Source organism: Xanthomonas euroxanthea, from assembly GCF_903989455.1.
Classification (GTDB): domain Bacteria; phylum Pseudomonadota; class Gammaproteobacteria; order Xanthomonadales; family Xanthomonadaceae; genus Xanthomonas; species Xanthomonas euroxanthea.
On sequence record NZ_LR861803.1, the window covers coordinates 3,031,130 to 3,047,435 of the forward strand.

Here is a 16,306-nt window from a genome sequence, read left to right on the forward strand (position 1 = left end):
ACAATACGGCTTCAGAACATTGACACGATGATGATCGACTCCACCCGCTATCCGCGCCTGTCCCGCATCCAGACCCCCGACGATCTGCGCACTTTCGACGAGGCCGATCTCACCGCGATCGCCGAGGAGCTGCGCGCCTACCTCATCGAATCGGTGGGCAAGAGCGGCGGGCATTTTGCGGCCGGCCTGGGCGTGATCGAACTCACCGTCGCCCTGCACTACCTGTATCAGACCCCGGTCGATCAGCTGGTGTGGGACGTGGGCCACCAGACCTATCCGCACAAGATCCTCACCGGCCGCCGCGACCAGATCCACACGGTCAAGCAGAAGGACGGCGTAGCGCCGTTCCCCAAGCGCGAAGAGAGCATCTACGACACCTTCGGCGTCGGGCATTCCTCGACCTCGATCTCGGCTGCGCTGGGCATGGCGATCGCCGCGCAGCGCAGTGGCGACGAGCGCAAGGTGGTGGCGGTGATCGGCGACGGCGCGATGACCGCCGGCATGGTCTACGAGGCACTCAACCACGCCGGCGGCATGGACCCGGAGCCGAACCTGCTGGTGATCCTCAACGACAACCGCATGTCGATCTCCGAAGCGGTCGGCGGGCTGACCAAGATGCTGGGGCGTGCCAGCGGCAGCCGCACCCTCAATGCGATCCGCGAGGGCGGCAAGAAGATCCTCGGCGACAAGAAGAACAACCCCACCGCGCGCTTCGTGCGGCGCTGGGAAGAACACTGGAAAGGCATGTTCGTGCCGTCCACGCTGTTCGAGGAAATGGGCTTTCACTACACCGGCCCGATCGACGGCCATGACCTGCCCGGCCTGGTCGGCGCGCTGAAGACGCTCAAGACCCTCAAGGGCCCGCAGCTGCTGCACGTCATCACCACCAAGGGCAAGGGCTACGAACTGGCCGAAGGCGACCAGATCGGCTACCACGCCGTCGGCCCGTTCGACCCGAGCAAGGGCCTGGTTGCCAAGACCGGCGCCAAGAAGCCGACCTATACCGATGTCTTCAGCGACTGGGTCTGCGACATGGCCGCGGCCGAACCCAGGCTGCTGGTGATCACCCCGGCGATGCGCGAAGGCTCGGGCCTGGTGCGTTTCAGCAAGGAATATCCGCAGCGCTATTTCGACGTGGCGATCGCCGAGCAGCATGCGGTGACGCTGGCCGCCGGCATGGCCACGCAAGGCGCCAAACCGGTGGTGGCGATCTACTCCACCTTCCTGCAGCGCGGCTACGACCAGCTGGTGCACGACGTGGCGGTGCAGAAGCTCGACGTGCTGTTTGCGATCGACCGCGGCGGCGTGGTCGGCCCAGATGGCGCCACCCACGCCGGCAACCTGGATCTGAGCTTCCTGCGCTGCGTCCCGCACATGGTGGTGATGGCGCCGGCCGACGAGGCCGAATGCCGTCAGATGCTGACCACCGGCGTGCGTTACGAAGGCCCGGCGGCCGTGCGCTACCCGCGCGGCACCGGCCCGGGCGTGGCCCTGGACGCCTCGCTGACCACCCTGCCGATCGGCAAGGCGCAGCTGCGCCACAGTGGCACACGTATCGCCCTGCTGGGCTTTGGCGCAAGCGTGGACGCGGCCGAAGCGGTCGGCCGCGAGCTTGGCCTGACCGTGGTCAACATGCGCTTCGTCAAACCGCTCGACAAGGCCATGCTGCTGGAGCTGGCCAGCAGCCACGAAGGCTTCGTCACCATCGAAGACAATGTCGTTGCCGGCGGCGCCGGCTCGGGCGTGGCAGAACTGCTCAACGCCGAAGCGGTCACCCTGCCGATGCTGCACCTGGGCCTGCCGGACAGCTTCCAGCACCACGCCAGCCGCGAAGACCTGCTGGCCGAAGCCGGCATCGACCAGGCCGGCATCCGCGCCGCCGTGCTCAAGCGCTGGCCGCAGTTGATGGCAGGCAAGGCGCCCTCGCGGAATGCGGCTGCAGGCTGAGGCCTGCGCTGGTTGCACGCAGCGGTAGGCGCGGCAGGCGGTTGGAAAATCGCCTGCCGGTCCCGGCAATGCCGTGCGCCACGTGTTGACGCTGATGGATTGCCGCCGGGTGTGACCGATCCGCCCGATGAGGCCTCAGATCTGCGGCACCGCGCCGGTGCGTGCAAATGCATCCACCAGCCGCACGATGCGCGCCTGCGCCTCGATGTCGCGTAGTTCTGCCTGCAATCTACCCACACCCGCCGGCACCCCGGTGGCAGCAAGCGCCTGGCGCAACAACGCAGGCAGGTCATCCAGCTCGCGCAGCCACCACGACGCAGCTGCGCTGTGCAGGCGCGCGGCGTGGTCGAACTGGTCGTAATCCAGCGGATAGACGATCGACGGCAGCCCTGCGGCCAGGCAGGCATACAGGATGCCGGCACCGCCATGGTGGACGACCAAGTCGTAGCGATGCAGCTGCCGTGCGTAGTCCACGTACGGCAGGCGCTGGTAGTTGCCGTGCACCTGCGCTGGCGGCGCGGCGGTATCGCCATCGCTGAAGTGGAAGATCACCTGCGGGAACTGCACGGCCACCGCACGCAGCACCTGATCCATCCGCTGCTTGACCCACTGCAGGTGCGTGCCCAGCGTCACCAGCACGTGCCGACGACCGGGGACGAACTGCGGCGGCGCAACCGTCGATGGCGGAGTGCACAGCTGCGGCCCAACGAAGCGCACTGCCGCAGGCCAGCGCCGGGCCAGCTCGAACGACGGCAGCCCCAGGGCCAGGATGCAGTGTGGCGAATACACCGCCTCGCTGCGATCGCTGCGATAGATCGCCGGCAATCCGGCTGCGCGCATCTGACCGCGGTAACACAGGTGCAGGCTCCGTTTGAATCCACGCGTCAGCCGCCGCGCCATGGCATGCCAGATCCGCTGCCGTGCCGTGGATGCCGGAAGCAGACCACCGAAATACGCCGGCGGCCCGTCGACGGTTTCGATCACGCATGGCGACGGCATGCTGGTCCACCAGGCGATGCCCATCGCCTGTGCCGCCAATCCCGCGCTGGGCAAGGTGAAATCGGCGATCACCAGGTCCGGCCTACGGTCGCGCCAGCGCTGCCGTACCGCATCGCCCAGCCGCGCCATCAGGCCAAGCGCTTGGTGCAACTGGCGGCGCAGCCGCAGGGGATTGTGGCCCACCGCATACGGCGGATTGGCGATCTCGCGCAGTTGCCGGTCGGCTTGCGCGTCCAGCACGCTGACGCCGCTCAGCCCGCAGGCATGGATGCGCGCCAGTGCCGCCGGCGTACTGATGACGTGGACCTCGTGATGCGGCGCCAGCTGCAGGGCGATCGCCAGAATCGGATGCAGATGGCCGCTATACGGGGGTGCGACCAGATCAATGCGCATGGTCACTCCCCTGCACTGCCTGCTCGATCTGCGCGATAAAGGCCTGGCACTCGGCCAGCACCGTTGCATCGCGCAGATAGTGCAGATGCCCGCATGCCGGCCTCAGATCGGGCGCAGCGCCGAACAGCAGGCGCGAGATCCAGTCGCCACGGCCCTGGACGATGCGCAACTGTCCGAACGTTGCAGGCGCAGTGCACACTGGCCCATAGGCAAACACGGCAAGACGCGCGCGCAACGCCTGCGGCAGCTGCAACGCGGTCAGCAGCTGCAGGCCACAACTGCCGGCCAACAGCACCGTCCTCGGCGCCTGTTCCAGCAGCGCCGCCACGCGCATGCGATCGGCGTCTGCGACGCGTGCGCCGCGTGCGGCCAGATACTGACGCGCGTTGCACACGCTGGCGCGCCACAGCGGTGTGCGCCGGTGCGGTGGGCCAGCGGAGCGATACGGATAATTGCAGTCGATCAGCCGCCGGCCCGCGCCTTGCAGCTGGTGCAGAAACTGCTGTTGTTCCCCGCTCAACGCACAGCGCTCCGGATCGCTTTGCCCGGTGAGAAAGGCGACCTGCACGCTGGCGCCGTCAGTCCGCACGGAAACGTCCATCCGGCAACACGCGGTAACGCCGGGTACGCCAGCGGATCGTGCGCACCAGCACAGCATGCAGCAGATGCAGCGGCTGCAGGCACTCCGCGACGACCGACAGCAACGGACGGTGGCGCACCGAACCGGTTACCCGCCATTGCACCAGGCACAGCAGCAGCGCACGCAGCAGCACGGTGCACAGCACGCCGGCCACTGCCGGCCAGGTCGCCTGCACGCAGGCACACCCCAGCAAGGCCAGCAGCAACAACGGCGGCAGCCCCTGCAGCAGGCCGATGGCCAGGCCCACGCCCACTGTCTGCCGACGCAGCAGGATCGACGCGAACAACATCCATCGATGCATCTGGCGTGCGTAGCTGGCCAGATCCGGGATCGCAGTGCGCATCGCCACCGGCGCGACGGATTGGTGCAGCCGCCCGCCGCGCTCGCGTACCAACGTGGCGACGGCCAGATCGTCGGTGAGCTGCTCGAGCAACGCGGCAAACCCGCCCCAGGCGCGCAGTTGCTCGGTCCGCGCGGCATAGCACATGCCGTTGATGGTCAACGGCGCGGCGAACGGCAGCCAGCCCAGATAGGTCAGCGCCGCATTGTTGTTGACGAACTGCGACAACAGCCGGCCCGCCAGCGTGCTGCCGTCCTGGTAGTACGGCAATGCAGTCACCACATCGGCATCGGCCAGATCCTGCAGCAAACGTGCGAGCGCGCCGGCGCCCAGTTGTGCATCGTCGTCGAGGATCAGGCTGATCGGCGCCTGCACATGCGCCAGCGCGTGGTCGAGCTTCCAGGCCTTGGGATTGATCCCGGCTGGCGCGGCCGGCACCTGCATGCGCGCGATACGTACATGCGGATGCAGCGCCACCAAGGCGCCGGCAACGGCATTTCCCGGGCCATCGTCTGCATCCAGCAACCAGAAAAACTGCGCGTCCGGCAGCGCTTGCAGGTTGGCGGCAAGCACCTGCTGCAAGTGCGCGTCGCCGCCCAGCACCGGCTGCAGGATCGCCACCTCGGCCTGGGGTGCGATGGCGCCCCCCGATGGCAGCGCGCGTGCCCCACGCATCACCCACAGCACCGCAGCCGTCTTGACCATCAGCACCGCCAGATAGGTGGCTGCCACTAACGGAACGACTACGCCCACTGCGCCGCCTGCCAACGCACGAATGCCTCGATGCCCTGTTCCAGACTGACGCTGGGAGGACCGAGGTCGGCGAGCGTGCGTCGTGGATCGAAGGTCTTGGAATAGGCGAACGCGCCCACGCCAAAGCGGGTGATCGGCGGTTCGCCGCGCAGGCGCAGCACGCGATATGCCGCCTCCACCACGCTGGCCATGCGCAGCGCAGTGGCGATGCGCACCTCGCGTCGCGGCAGCGGCAGCTGCAGGCGCGTGAGCAGGTCCAGCAACAGCTGCTGCAGATCCACCGGCTGCGCGTTGGTGAGGTTGTAGGCCGGCTGCAACTGCGGCGCCGTCGCCGCGCGATAGAGGTAATCGCACAGCGTATCGATGTAGATCAGGTCGCCGATTACCGGCTGCGTCTGGCCGACGAAGCGTGGCAGCGCCCCCTTGCGCGCAGCGGCGATCACGCGCGGGAACAGCACCGTGTCGCCCGGCCCGAACACCGCACGCGGGCGCAGCACGCAGGTGTCGCCCGGATAGTGCTCCAGCAGCATTTCGCCAAGGTACTTGGTCTGCGCATAGGTGTTGACGAACGCCGGCCCGATCGGGCTGTCCTCGCTGAGGGCGTATTGATGCGCCTCGCGATAGAACACCGAACTGGACGACACATACAGCAGACGCGGGCAGCCGTGACGCTTGCAGAAGTCGATGACGTTGGCGGTGGCCTGGACGTTGTGCTGCTGGAATTGCGCACGCGTGCCCCACGGCGAGGCCAAGGCCGCGGCGTGGATCACCACATCCGGCTGCCACTGCAGCGCGAACGGCTGGCTCAGGTCGATGCGATGGTAGTTGGGCAGATCACTGGCACGACGACCGATGCCGTGGATCTCCACACCCGGCTGCCCCTGAAAACGTCGCAGGAAGGAACCACCGACAAAGCCGGATGCGCCGGTCACGAGAATACGCAGGCTCATCGCCACTCCGGTTGATAACGGTCAAGACTGGGTTGGCAATGCGAAGGCAGGATGGCCAACTCGGGATGGGCAAGCGACAGCGCATGCAATTGCTGCACGGTGCGCCGGAACGCGTGCCAATCGTGCATCACCAAACGCGTGGGCCAGGCAGGCCACTGCAGCGTCGCCCAGGTTGCCGACGACCACACCGCATCGGCGCACAGCAACACCTCGCGGTCGTGCTGGTCGCGCAACCACAGGCCCATCTGCCCGGGTACGTGCCCGGGCAAGGGTACCGCCAGCACGCTGCCGTCGTCGAACAGATCGTAGGCCGCGCCCAGGCCCTGCCAGGCGCCGGTCAGCGCGCGCACCGGTGCCTGCTCGGCAAACTGCAGGCGCCGATCGAAATCTTCAGGGAGCAGCTGCGGCAACAAGGCACGCCGCAGGCCGCCGACGCGTGAACAGGCACGCAGCTGCTGATAGTCGGCACGCAGGCAGATGAAACGGGCGTTCGGCAGATCGCGCAGGCCGCCGACATGGTCGGCATGGAAGTGCGAGATCAGGCACCAGGCGATCTCCTCCAGCTGCACGCCGCGGCGTGCCAGTTGAGCGCCCAGCGTTTCGTGCGCGGGCAGGCGCACCGGCGTAGTCCAGCGATACAGACGCTCGGGCCAGGGATCGGTCGCGCGGAAGAAATGCGCGGCATACCCGGTGTCGTACAACAGCGCACCCCGCTGCGGATGCCGGATCAGCACGCTCAACGCGGGGAATTCCACCGCATGCCAGTGGCCGTCCGCACGCACCATGCGCTCGCAGTGGCGGCAATGGCCGATACGCAGCAACTCGAGCGACACGCGCGGCGGCATCAGCGCGCGACCTGGTCGGAGCATGCGCACATGCCCTAGTACCGCAACACCATGCCGCCGATCGCCAGCCCGGCACCGGTGCCGAGCAGCGCGAACAGATCGCCGCGCTGCAGGCGTTGCTCGACCCGGGCGTGATGCAAGGCATGCGGCAGCGATGCGGCGACCTGGTTGCCGGTGTCCTGCAGGATGCGAACCACCTGGTCGGGGCGCAGCCCCAGCGCCTGTACCACGTGCTCCAGGCCGCCGCCGGAGGCCTGGTGCGGCACCAGGCAGCGCAACGCTGCCGTGGTGGTGCCGGCCTCGCGCAGCAGTTGTTCCCAGAATGCAGGCAGCTGGCGTGCAGCGAACCGGTAGGCGCCACGCCCATCCATGCTGAAGCTGCGCAAGGCATCGGGCGCCTGCTCTTCGCCACGCGGATAGCGCGTGCCGCCGCCGCGGATGCGGCACAGCTCCGCGCCATCGCCGTAGCTGGCCAGGCGGCTGGACAGCAGTGCCGAGCCATCATCGGCGGCGCTGCGCGTCACGACCACCGCAGCCGCCCCATCGCCGAACAAGCCGGCCGTGGCCGGCGTCGACGCATCCAGCCCACCCGATGCCACCTCGCTGGAGACGATCAACACGCATCGGTAGCGCCCGAGCGCCAACGCATTGGCGGCCATGTCCAGGGCCACCAGAAAGCTCAGGCAGGTCGCGTTGACGTCGAAGGCAGGAATGCCCGAATCGCCCAGCCCGAGCGCGCGCTGGATCAACACCGCCTGGCAGGGAATCGGCTGCTCCATGACGCTGCAGGCCGAGATCAGGCAATCGATCTGATCGGCGTCGATGCCCGCGCTTGCCAGCGCCTGGGCCGCCGCCGCCGCACCCATCGACGAGGCCGTCTCGCCCTCGCCCACGTAATGGCGCGTGGCCACCCCCGAGCGTGCGAAGGTGGTGCCCGCCGGCAGCTGCCAGCGTTGATCCAGCTGTTGCGAGGTCACCTCCGTCGCGGGGACATGGCGCCCGGTGCCCAGGATGCGCAGCGGCAATGCGTTCAACACGGAGGTCTCGTTGGACAAGGCGCGCAGCATACCGTGGCGGACGCGGGCCGAGCCGATCGGTCGCCGGATCGCGCAGTGCGCAGCGCCTGCCGGCGAGGACGGCGAGCGCTCAGCCGCTCACCACCTCGTTCCAGCCGACGATCGCCACGCATGCGTGCCCACGTTTCAGGGCGCTTCCACCGCGTACCCCAGCGCCTGCAAGCGCGCCAGATAGCCATCGGCCGCGGTCAGCCGGCTGATCGGCAGCACCGCGAAGGTGCTGCGATTGCGTTGCAGCGCGGTGGTGGCGATGCCCAGCCAGTGCTCGCGCATGCGCCGTTCCAGATCGTCGATCCCGCGCTTCCTGGCGGCGCCGGAACTGGCCATGGCACTCATGCAGGCCGCTTGCGGATCTTCGCGTGGCAACTGGCGCAGTGCCTCGATATCGCCCACCGACCAGGCGTTGGCGCGCTCGACCATCGTGGGCAGGTCGCGCTCGATGGTGACCAGGATGCTGCGAAAGCACGCGGTGTCGTCCATGCCGCCGGCGCGGAACTCCTTGATGGCCTGGCGTGGGTCGGCGATCTTGTAATCCAGCGCGGTGGGGGTCGGCTTGATCCCGGCGCGCTTGGCGGCACGCTCCACCACCGACCAGATCACCGGCGAGCGCGCCAGGCCGGAACGCTTGATCGCCGCCTGATACAACTCCCCGGCGGCAAGCATCGGGCGCTTGCGCTCCACCCCGCGATCGCTGCCGAGATAACGCGCCTTGGCAACCGACCAGCGTGCATACAGCTCGGCCGGCAGCAGCTCGCGCAGCTGGCGGCCGTCTTCGTTCTTCATCGCCTTCATCGCCGAGGGCAGCAGGGTCAGTTTGCCGAAGAATCCCATGTCCGCATCGATCTGGACGGTCGGTGCCATCAGCACCTGCTGCGACTGGGCGATGATCGTTTCCACCTCGGTGGACTGCCACTGCAGCCGCTTCGGCAGCGGCGACACGGTGCCCAGGATCCACAGCACATGATCGCCCTTGCTGACCTTCCACAAGCCCGGCCCGGGCTGCACGCCGCGCACCACCATCGCTTCCAGCTCGACCACGGCCGGTGGTGAAGGCGCGGCCAGCTGCGGCTTCGCGCCAGCGCTGGCCGCCGCCAGCAACGACACCAGCATCGCTCCCACGCCGCATACCGCCCGCTGGCCTCGCATCACGTCTCGCCCCCTGTGTGAGACGCGGACACTACGCCAAGCCGGCCCTGGCCGCGTTAGGGAAACGTTCGACACCGCCGTCGTCGCTGGCTCAGCGTGGCTCCAGGCTGGCCAGGTGCGCAGCCAGCGGCGAGGCGCCGTCGAGCAGTGCGAAGCCCTCCCAGACGAACCCCGGCGAGACCGTGCAGCCCACCAGGGTGAAATCACCCAGCGACCGCGCCGCCTGCCAGCACCCCGCCGGCACCACGTGCATCGGCTCGCCGCGCCCGGCGGCATCCAGGATCAGGCGTTGCAGCAGTCCGCTGGCCTCGTCGTAGATCGACAGCTCCAGCGCATCGCCCTGCTGCCAATGCCAGCTTTCTTCCGCATCCACGCGATGCCAGGCGCTGGATTCGCCGGCAGCAAGCAGGAAGCGGATGGCAGTCAGCGCCGGGCGCGGCTGGCCGCCATCGGTCACCTGGCGCGCGGACGCATACACCCGTCGGAAATGCCCGCCCTCCGGATGCGGGGCGAGTTCGAGCGAACGGATCAGGGTGGCGGCGGTCGGATGCATGCGTACATGCTAAGCCAGCCAACGCCACACGTGCATCACGGCAGATGCTTGCCCGCACGCAGGCAGGTGCGGAAGAACACCAGCAGGTCCCAGCTGTAGCGCTTGAGCAGACGACGCGGCTCGTTGAGCAGCCGGTACATCCACTCCATATGCAGGCGCCGCACCCAATCCGGCGCACGTTTGGCGGTGCCGGACAGGAAATCCAGCAACGCACCGACCCCGAAGACCAGCGGCACGTTCAAGGCCTGGCCATGATCCAGGATCCAGCGCTCCTGCAGCGGGTTGCCGAAGGCCACCAGCAGCACATCGGCGCCCGAACGATTGATGCGCTCGGCCAGGCCCTCGCCGGCGGCGGCAAATTCGCCGTAGCCGTCGCACATGCCCACCACCTGCTGGCCCAGGGTGCCGGTCAAGGTCGCGGCAGCGGTCTTGCCCACGCCCGGGCGACCGCCGAGCAGGAAGAACTTGAGCGGCTGCGCCGCTTCACGGCACAGATACGGAATCAGGTCGGTGCCATTGAGGTTGCCGGCAAAGCGGCGGCCATGGATCAGGCGGGCCGCCAGGTCCATGCCAATGCCGTCATTGACGATGCGCACGCTGGGCTCGCGCATGCGCAGCCGCAGTGCCTGGCACTGCACGATGAAATTGGTGTTGGCAAAAAACACCCGGCGTGGTTGCCGGGCGGCCAATGCGTGAAACAACTCCAGTGCAAACGCTTCCTGCGTGGTGGAGAGCACCGGAAATCCGCCAAGCGGAATCACCACGCCTTGCGTGGCGGCGCTGGCGGTTGCTGTCGTCTCCGTATCCACGTGCCGGCCCTGCATCATCGAATCACCAAAGGTCGTAAGGAAACGCGGCCAGCAGCCCGGCCTGCAGTTTTTCCAGGTCGAAGTCGCCGTTGCCACCGAGCTGCAGGCATTCTTCCACGCTGTTGCCCGAGCGCCACTGCATGCGTCCGGTGCCGTTGTAGTAGTCGTCGTACTTGAAACGATCCTCGCCGTTGCCCCAGTCCAGGTACACCGCCGGAATCCCGTAGGCCTCGGCAAGAATCAACCCGTGCAGCGAACTGCTGATCACCAGCTCGGCACCCAGCAGCGCAGTCATGAACGTCGCGGGCTTGACGTTGGGAAACACCAGATGATCGGCGTACGCGCTGTACTTCTCGACCGGCTCGTTGAAATGCGGAACGATGGCGAAGGGGCGCTTGTTCGCCGTTCCCAGCGCATCGGCGGGGAAGAACATCGGTGTCAGCAGACCGGGATCGCCATACACCTCCGGCACCGCGATCCCGCGGTCGAGCAGGAACTGCCGCGTCTTCGGCCCACGCACTGCGCGCACATCCAGCGTGCTGAAAGTATTGCGCTCGGCGGGAATCTTGCCGTTGATGCCGCTGCCCCAGACGGTGTCGCCGTCCTTGGCAAAATGCAGCACCGAACCGATGGCGATCAGTTTCTTGCTGAGATCGCGCTTCTCGATCAGCGTCTTGTCCTGCAGGGAGAGCACACAGGACACAATCACCTTGGACAGATGATCGCCCATGTTGACGCCGGCATTCTTCGGCTGCCACCAGAACAAGGCACGGCGTTCCGCATGTTCGATCCATTTCTGCAGCAAAGCATTGGCCATAACGAGCAGTCTCCTTCTAAAGTTGGGTGCGCCGCATCAGTGCGAGAGCGCGGCCTCGGAAGAAGCACGCACAGCTGCGCCATCTGGCTGCGGGTACAAACGGGTTTCCGGGTACGCACCGGGATTGAGTACGCGGTCGGTGGTGTCGGACCAATTCAGGCATTGGCGGTAACGCACGCGCGGTGCTTCCAGCGCGAGACTGATGGCCGCAATGACCGACTCAGCATTGCCGGGAGTGTAGCCGAAACGCGATTGATACGGCCCGACGACGGCATTCGGACACACCGCAGGCAGGCCGAAGAAATCGTATTGCAACAGCTTCATCGAACTATCGGCCAGATACACCGGCACCTGCTCGGATGCATAAGGTGCGATCCCGAAACGGGCGTGCTTGATGTAGCCGATGGTCTCGGCGTGCTTCATCTCGCCATAGACCACCACGTTGTCGCCGTAACCGGGGTGCCGGCCCATGCCCGAGCCGATCACATGGAAGGTGACCTGCGGGAACGCCTTGCTGGCCACCACGAAGAACTCCGGATCGAACAACATCGAGCCCACCGCGACTGCATGGATGCCCTCGCCATACGGCGACGGGTCGCCCAGCTGATCCAGGTTGTGGTCCACCCCGTGACCGACGTGGTACACGTTGTCGCGGCTTGCCACTTCCTCCGCCATTGCCGGCGACACCAGTGCGATCACATCCAGCGTCGGTGCAACCCGGTCGAACTCGCGCTCGATATAGGACGCGACGTTGATCGTGCTCAGTCCATCGGAGGCGCGATAGACCAGCTTGGCTGCCGGATTGACGCGCTTGGCCAGCTCGATGAAGGCCACCGCGATACCGCTTTCGAACACGATCACATCCGCCTCGCGCATCCAGTCCAGCAACTGGCGCGGCGGGTGCGCGGCATACCACCGGAACATCGCATCTTCGACAGCGCGCAGCCAGGCGCGGCGCGTGTTGAACGGATGCACCGTCGTGCGCCACAGATAGCATTCCACGCCCTTGTGCGAGACCACGGTATTTGCGGTGTCGTCCAGCGGCAGCCGCATATCGCCCTTCATGCGCGACAGCCGGCTATAGCGCAGCGAGAAAAACCGCGTGGTGCCGCGTAGCGCGAGCTGATCGGTGATGAAATGGATATTGGCGCGCCGTGGCGTGCGGTAATCGTGGGCGGACAAGACCAGATAGCAAGGCCGGCGAATGCCGGAAGCGGCGGCGGGTGTATCGCTCATGGGCCGTGTCCTATGAATGAGTGGGGGAAAGCATGCACGAACGCAGGCGTAGGCAACGTCGATCTCATTGGCGTGCCTTGGCCTGCTTCAGCAACTTGCGGATATTGAGGATGGCAATCACGTCGCGACGGAATGCCGGCCAGATCGCCAACGCCAGCAGGCAGACCGCCGCCATCGTGGCCGCACCGACGGCCAGTTGCTGCCATAGCGGGCCACCGACGGTGATGGAGGCGTAATACGCGCATCCCCCCGCCACGCCATACGCAGTCATCGCGCGCACCGCGTTGGTGAACAGCGCGCCCACCGGCGCGTCGGAGATCTTGCCGACCCAGACCAGCGACAACGGCCAGGTCACCAGCAGACCGAACGAATAGCCGATTGCCACGCCCATCGCGCCCCAGCGCGAGCCGACGAAGATGCAGCCGATCAGCACGATGCGGCTCACCAGCGAGAACAGCAACTGCGCGCGCATCAGGCCCCTGGCAAGGAACACCCAGTAGGTTGCATAGGACGCCGTCTGGAAGATACCGCCCAGCGTCAGCACCTGAAACAGGGGCACGGCCTCGCGCCACTGCTCACCGAGCACCAGCACGATCAGCGGCATGGCCAGCGCACAGGCGAAGGCGAACAGCGCCACGATCAGATGCACCATCACCGTCTGCCCGCGCAGCAGGAAGGCGCTGAAGCGTTCGCGGTCGTCCTGCAGCTGCGATAGCACCGGCAACGCCACGCTGGTGGCAGGCGCGTTGATCTGGTTCAGCGGCATCATCAGCAACTGGAACGCGCGGTTGTACAGGCCCAGTGCGTCCGGGCCGGTACGCCAACCGATGATGACCTGGCCGACGTTGCGGCTGGCATAGCCCAGCAGCTGTGCGGCCATCAGGTTCCAGCCGAAGCTCATGAAGTCACGCATCGGCGCCGAGCGCTGATAGCCGCCCGGCAACCAGCGCGCGCAGCTGGCGGCGATGACCAGATTGACCACCGCCTGCACCACCTGCTGCACCACCAGCGCCCAGTATCCCCAACCCAGCAAGGCAGCAGCGACGGCCGCACCCAGGCCCAGCACCTGCGACCCCACATCGCTGAGCGCAACCTGGCCAAACCGCAATCCGCGGCTCAAATGCGCGCGGTACTGCGTGGTCATGCCGTTGATCAGGAAGGTCACCGCCAGCGCCTGGGAAATCGTCACCAGCGCCGGTTCTTTGTAGAAGTTGGCAATCACATGGGCGGAGGCGTACACCACCACCGACAGCGACAAGCCGATGCCGCTGTTGATCCAGAACAGGTTGTCGCGTTGCTCGCGGCTGACATGCTTGGCCTGCACGGCAGCGGCAGACAGGCCGAAATCGCGCAGGATCTCGGCCGCACCGACAATGGCGGTGACCATCGCCAGCAGGCCGTAGTCGTAAGGCGTCAGCAGACGCGCCAGCAGGATGATGCCGCCGAACTGCACGACCATCTTGGCCGACTGGCCGATCATGGTCACCGCTGCGCCACCGGCAGCGCGCGAACCGAGGCTGCGCTGTGGCGGCGGCGTGGGGGGATTCATCGTCGGGATCTCTGCAGTCACAGCGCGGCGTCTCCATCCTTGCCGAGCGCTTCCAGGTAGGTGCGGTAGTGCAGCTGCCCGATCCGTGGCCAGTCGCGTTGCGATAGATCCGGCGCCGCACCGCGTGGCGCGGCGCGTACCTTGTCCAGCATGCCGGTCAGCAATGCCGCATCAAATTCGCCCTCGTAAAGAAATACCCAGCCCGGGCCGACTTCTTCGGCGATCGCCGCATTGGATTCGCTCCACGGCGCCAGCACCGGGCGTGCCAGCGACAGCGCCAGCAACAAGGTGCCGGAGTTGTGCATCTGCCGATACGGCAACACCACCAGCTCGGCCTCGCTGACCTCGCGTGCCAGCACCGGCTCTTCGACATACGCCAGCAAGGCGCTGATGCGCGGATCCTGCGCGCAGGCCTCCTCCACCAGGCTGCGCATCTGCGGCGTGGCCGGGTTGCCGACGATACGCAGCTTCAGGCGCGGATCATCGACCTGACGCATCACCTCCAGCAGCGTCTCCACCCCCTTGTACGGGCGAATCAGGCCGAAGTGCAGCAGCCGCCCCGGCACCGGCGTGCCCTGCGGCATCTGTGCAAACCACTCGCGATAATGGCCGTGCAGGATGGTGTCGGTGAACGGCGGTCGCGGCGGCGTGGTTGCGTTGATACGAATCCAGCGACGCGTCAGCCGATCGATCCAGCGCAACAGGCCGCGTTCGCGCCAGCCCCGATCCTCGTGCGGCGCCAGGTTGTGCAGGGTGCGCACTACCGGCGTGCCGGTCAGCTGCAGCTTGAGCAGCAACAGCGCCGCACACATCTGCTTGACCAGGGTGCCGACAGAACTGGGATGACGCAGCAGGTATTCGGGCCAATGCAGATGCAGCACGTCGTAGCGCGACAACAGCGCATCGCGCATCGAAAAGAAGCGCGGCTGCACTGCATCGGGCAACGACGCGTACAGCTGGGTCAGATACGGATTGGTGCTGGCATTGGGCTTTTCGGTAGAGAACAGCACGGTGACCTGTGGCTGCGCGGCCGCCCGCGCAGTCGCTGCCGATGCAGGCGCGCTCATCGCACTGCCTCCTGCGGACGACGGGTGCCCAACGCGGTGTGGTATTCGTCGACGTAGCGCCCGACCACATGCTTCCAGTCGTAGCGGCCCACGTAGGCCATGGACGCTGCACGACGCGCGTCGAAATCCACGTCCGCCTGCAGCGCAAGCGCCTGCACCTGGTCTGCGGCCGCATCGATCCTGTCGCGGTTGACGATCACGCCCTGCCCCGATTCGCTGGCAAGGCGCACGAACGGCGGGATGTCGCTGAGGATGGGAATCAGGCCTGCACTCATCGCCTCGACCGCGGCGATGCCGAAGCCTTCGTGGCGCGACAGGCAGACGAAGAACTGCGCCTGCTGCATCAGGCTGCGCAGCTGCTCCTGCGAGGGCGACATGCTGAGCTGCACCTTGTCCTGCAGGCCCCGCTCGGCAATCGCCTTGCGCAGGTCGGCCTCGTTCAGATCGTATTCGCGCCCGGCGATGATCAACCGCCACTGCGGATCGCGCTGCAGCGCCGCCTGCAGCAGCTCCAGGGTTTCGATCAGGCCCTTGTTCACCGACCAGCGGCCGAAATACATCATGGTCCGCCCCGGCGTTGCTGCGCCCTGCCCCGCGTATTTCTCCACGTCCACGCCGTTTTCGATCACCCGCAGACGTGCCGGCGACACCACCTTGGCGAAGAGCTCGCCGTCATTCTCGCTGGTGGCGATCACCCGCGCATATGCCAGTGCCGAGGTGCGGGTGAGCGTCTGAAACCATAGCTGCTTCATCCGCGAGGCATATGCGGTATGGAAAAAGCCGCCGTGCGTGGACACCACCATCGGCTTGCCATGCAGCGGCTTGGTCAGTGCCAGATAGTCGTAGAAAAAATCGATGCCATGCAGGTGGACCAGGTCGGCCGAGCGGATCGCGCCCAGCACCGACGGCGCCAACGGATAACGCGAGGAGCCGCGATACCCGATGCGCCGGATCGGCAAGCCCTGATGCGTCTCCTGCGCCGCAAGCTGCGCACCCGGATCGGTAAACACCCGATCCAGGGTCACGATCTCCACCGTATCGGCGCTGGTGGCCTGATGCTGACGGGCCACATTGAGAACGACTTCTTCCATGCCTCCGATCGAAGGGTGGAATTGGCGGACGACATGCACCACTTTCATTACGCCAATCTCCTGTGCCAGCGACGCAGAGACATCTGCATGTTCGG

The 16,306-nt window shown here is 66.7% G+C and carries 15 protein-coding genes; 1 reads left to right on the forward strand and 14 read right to left on the reverse strand.

Annotated features, from left to right (window positions below; translation table 11 throughout):
• The first annotated feature begins 30 nt into the window (after positions 1–30).
• Entirely contained in the window at positions 31–1,947 is a 1,917-nt protein-coding gene (gene dxs / locus H7A86_RS12660; RefSeq protein ID WP_115677728.1) for a 1-deoxy-D-xylulose-5-phosphate synthase, read from the forward strand.
• Between the two features lie 135 nt (positions 1,948–2,082).
• Here the strand turns inward: dxs and H7A86_RS12665 are convergent, their stop codons facing one another.
• From H7A86_RS12665 to H7A86_RS12730, 14 genes are all read right to left on the reverse strand, one after another.
• A complete protein-coding gene (locus H7A86_RS12665; protein ID WP_119131354.1) occupies positions 2,083–3,339 on the reverse strand; it encodes a glycosyltransferase in 1,257 nt (418 codons plus the stop codon).
• Positions 3,329–3,940, reverse strand: a complete 612-nt coding sequence (locus H7A86_RS12670; protein ID WP_119131353.1) for a hypothetical protein — start codon at positions 3,938–3,940, stop codon at positions 3,329–3,331. The genes H7A86_RS12665 and H7A86_RS12670 overlap by 11 nt, the downstream gene beginning before the upstream one ends.
• On the reverse strand, positions 3,918–5,072 hold the full coding sequence (locus tag H7A86_RS12675) for a glycosyltransferase (protein ID WP_119131527.1): 1,155 nt from the start codon (positions 5,070–5,072) through the stop codon (positions 3,918–3,920). Before H7A86_RS12675 ends, H7A86_RS12670 begins: the two co-directional genes overlap by 23 nt.
• Positions 5,063–6,022: an NAD-dependent epimerase/dehydratase family protein gene (locus tag H7A86_RS12680; protein WP_119131526.1), complete on the reverse strand. Its 960-nt coding sequence runs from the start codon at positions 6,020–6,022 to the stop codon at positions 5,063–5,065. Before H7A86_RS12680 ends, H7A86_RS12675 begins: the two co-directional genes overlap by 10 nt.
• Entirely contained in the window at positions 6,019–6,867 is an 849-nt protein-coding gene (locus H7A86_RS12685) for an MBL fold metallo-hydrolase (RefSeq protein WP_119131352.1), read from the reverse strand. Before H7A86_RS12685 ends, H7A86_RS12680 begins: the two co-directional genes overlap by 4 nt.
• Before the next feature lie 35 nt (positions 6,868–6,902).
• A complete protein-coding gene (locus H7A86_RS12690) occupies positions 6,903–7,934 on the reverse strand; it encodes a 3-oxoacyl-[acyl-carrier-protein] synthase III C-terminal domain-containing protein (protein WP_180707876.1) in 1,032 nt (343 codons plus the stop codon).
• A 135-nt stretch (positions 7,935–8,069) separates the two neighbouring features.
• Positions 8,070–9,089 carry a TraB/GumN family protein gene (locus tag H7A86_RS12695; protein ID WP_180707877.1) on the reverse strand — a complete coding sequence of 340 codons (1,020 nt, stop codon included), beginning with the start codon at positions 9,087–9,089 and terminating at the stop codon, positions 8,070–8,072.
• Between the two features lie 91 nt (positions 9,090–9,180).
• On the reverse strand, positions 9,181–9,642 hold the full coding sequence (locus tag H7A86_RS12700) for a cupin domain-containing protein (RefSeq protein WP_119131350.1): 462 nt from the start codon (positions 9,640–9,642) through the stop codon (positions 9,181–9,183).
• Between the two features lie 35 nt (positions 9,643–9,677).
• Positions 9,678–10,469, reverse strand: a complete 792-nt coding sequence (locus tag H7A86_RS12705) for a WecB/TagA/CpsF family glycosyltransferase (protein ID WP_119131349.1) — start codon at positions 10,467–10,469, stop codon at positions 9,678–9,680.
• A gap of 4 nt (positions 10,470–10,473) precedes the next feature.
• Positions 10,474–11,268, reverse strand: coding sequence for a polysaccharide pyruvyl transferase family protein (locus tag H7A86_RS12710; RefSeq protein ID WP_119131348.1), 795 nt, complete (start codon positions 11,266–11,268; stop codon positions 10,474–10,476).
• A gap of 36 nt (positions 11,269–11,304) precedes the next feature.
• Positions 11,305–12,504: a GumK N-terminal domain-containing glycosyltransferase gene (locus H7A86_RS12715; protein WP_104582016.1), complete on the reverse strand. Its 1,200-nt coding sequence runs from the start codon at positions 12,502–12,504 to the stop codon at positions 11,305–11,307.
• A gap of 64 nt (positions 12,505–12,568) precedes the next feature.
• Positions 12,569–14,053 carry a lipopolysaccharide biosynthesis protein gene (locus H7A86_RS12720; RefSeq protein ID WP_180707878.1) on the reverse strand — a complete coding sequence of 495 codons (1,485 nt, stop codon included), beginning with the start codon at positions 14,051–14,053 and terminating at the stop codon, positions 12,569–12,571.
• Positions 14,054–14,070: 17 nt separating this feature from the next.
• Positions 14,071–15,120: a glycosyltransferase gene (locus H7A86_RS12725; RefSeq protein ID WP_119131346.1), complete on the reverse strand. Its 1,050-nt coding sequence runs from the start codon at positions 15,118–15,120 to the stop codon at positions 14,071–14,073.
• The gene (locus tag H7A86_RS12730; protein ID WP_115677731.1) at positions 15,117–16,259 is read right to left on the reverse strand and encodes a glycosyltransferase family 4 protein; all 1,143 of its coding nucleotides are present in this window, start codon (positions 16,257–16,259) and stop codon (positions 15,117–15,119) included. The genes H7A86_RS12725 and H7A86_RS12730 overlap by 4 nt, the downstream gene beginning before the upstream one ends.
• Positions 16,260–16,306: the final 47 nt, after the last annotated feature.

Excerpts from the sequence above, each read along its gene's own strand:
- dxs (WP_115677728.1), top strand. The coding sequence starts at position 31 with ATGATCGACTCCACCCGCTATCCGCGCCTGTCCCGCATCCAGACCCCC.
- H7A86_RS12665 (WP_119131354.1), bottom strand. The coding sequence starts at position 3,339 with ATGCGCATTGATCTGGTCGCACCCCCGTATAGCGGCCATCTGCATCCG.
- H7A86_RS12670 (WP_119131353.1), bottom strand. The coding sequence starts at position 3,940 with ATGGACGTTTCCGTGCGGACTGACGGCGCCAGCGTGCAGGTCGCCTTT.
- H7A86_RS12680 (WP_119131526.1), bottom strand. The coding sequence starts at position 6,022 with ATGAGCCTGCGTATTCTCGTGACCGGCGCATCCGGCTTTGTCGGTGGT.
- H7A86_RS12685 (WP_119131352.1), bottom strand. The coding sequence starts at position 6,867 with ATGCCGCCGCGCGTGTCGCTCGAGTTGCTGCGTATCGGCCATTGCCGC.
- H7A86_RS12690 (WP_180707876.1), bottom strand. The coding sequence starts at position 7,934 with ATGCTGCGCGCCTTGTCCAACGAGACCTCCGTGTTGAACGCATTGCCG.
- H7A86_RS12695 (WP_180707877.1), bottom strand. The coding sequence starts at position 9,089 with ATGCGAGGCCAGCGGGCGGTATGCGGCGTGGGAGCGATGCTGGTGTCG.
- H7A86_RS12700 (WP_119131350.1), bottom strand. The coding sequence starts at position 9,642 with ATGCATCCGACCGCCGCCACCCTGATCCGTTCGCTCGAACTCGCCCCG.
- H7A86_RS12705 (WP_119131349.1), bottom strand. The coding sequence starts at position 10,469 with ATGATGCAGGGCCGGCACGTGGATACGGAGACGACAGCAACCGCCAGC.
- H7A86_RS12710 (WP_119131348.1), bottom strand. The coding sequence starts at position 11,268 with ATGGCCAATGCTTTGCTGCAGAAATGGATCGAACATGCGGAACGCCGT.
- H7A86_RS12715 (WP_104582016.1), bottom strand. The coding sequence starts at position 12,504 with ATGAGCGATACACCCGCCGCCGCTTCCGGCATTCGCCGGCCTTGCTAT.
- H7A86_RS12720 (WP_180707878.1), bottom strand. The coding sequence starts at position 14,053 with ATGAATCCCCCCACGCCGCCGCCACAGCGCAGCCTCGGTTCGCGCGCT.
- H7A86_RS12725 (WP_119131346.1), bottom strand. The coding sequence starts at position 15,120 with ATGAGCGCGCCTGCATCGGCAGCGACTGCGCGGGCGGCCGCGCAGCCA.
- H7A86_RS12730 (WP_115677731.1), bottom strand. The coding sequence starts at position 16,259 with ATGAAAGTGGTGCATGTCGTCCGCCAATTCCACCCTTCGATCGGAGGC.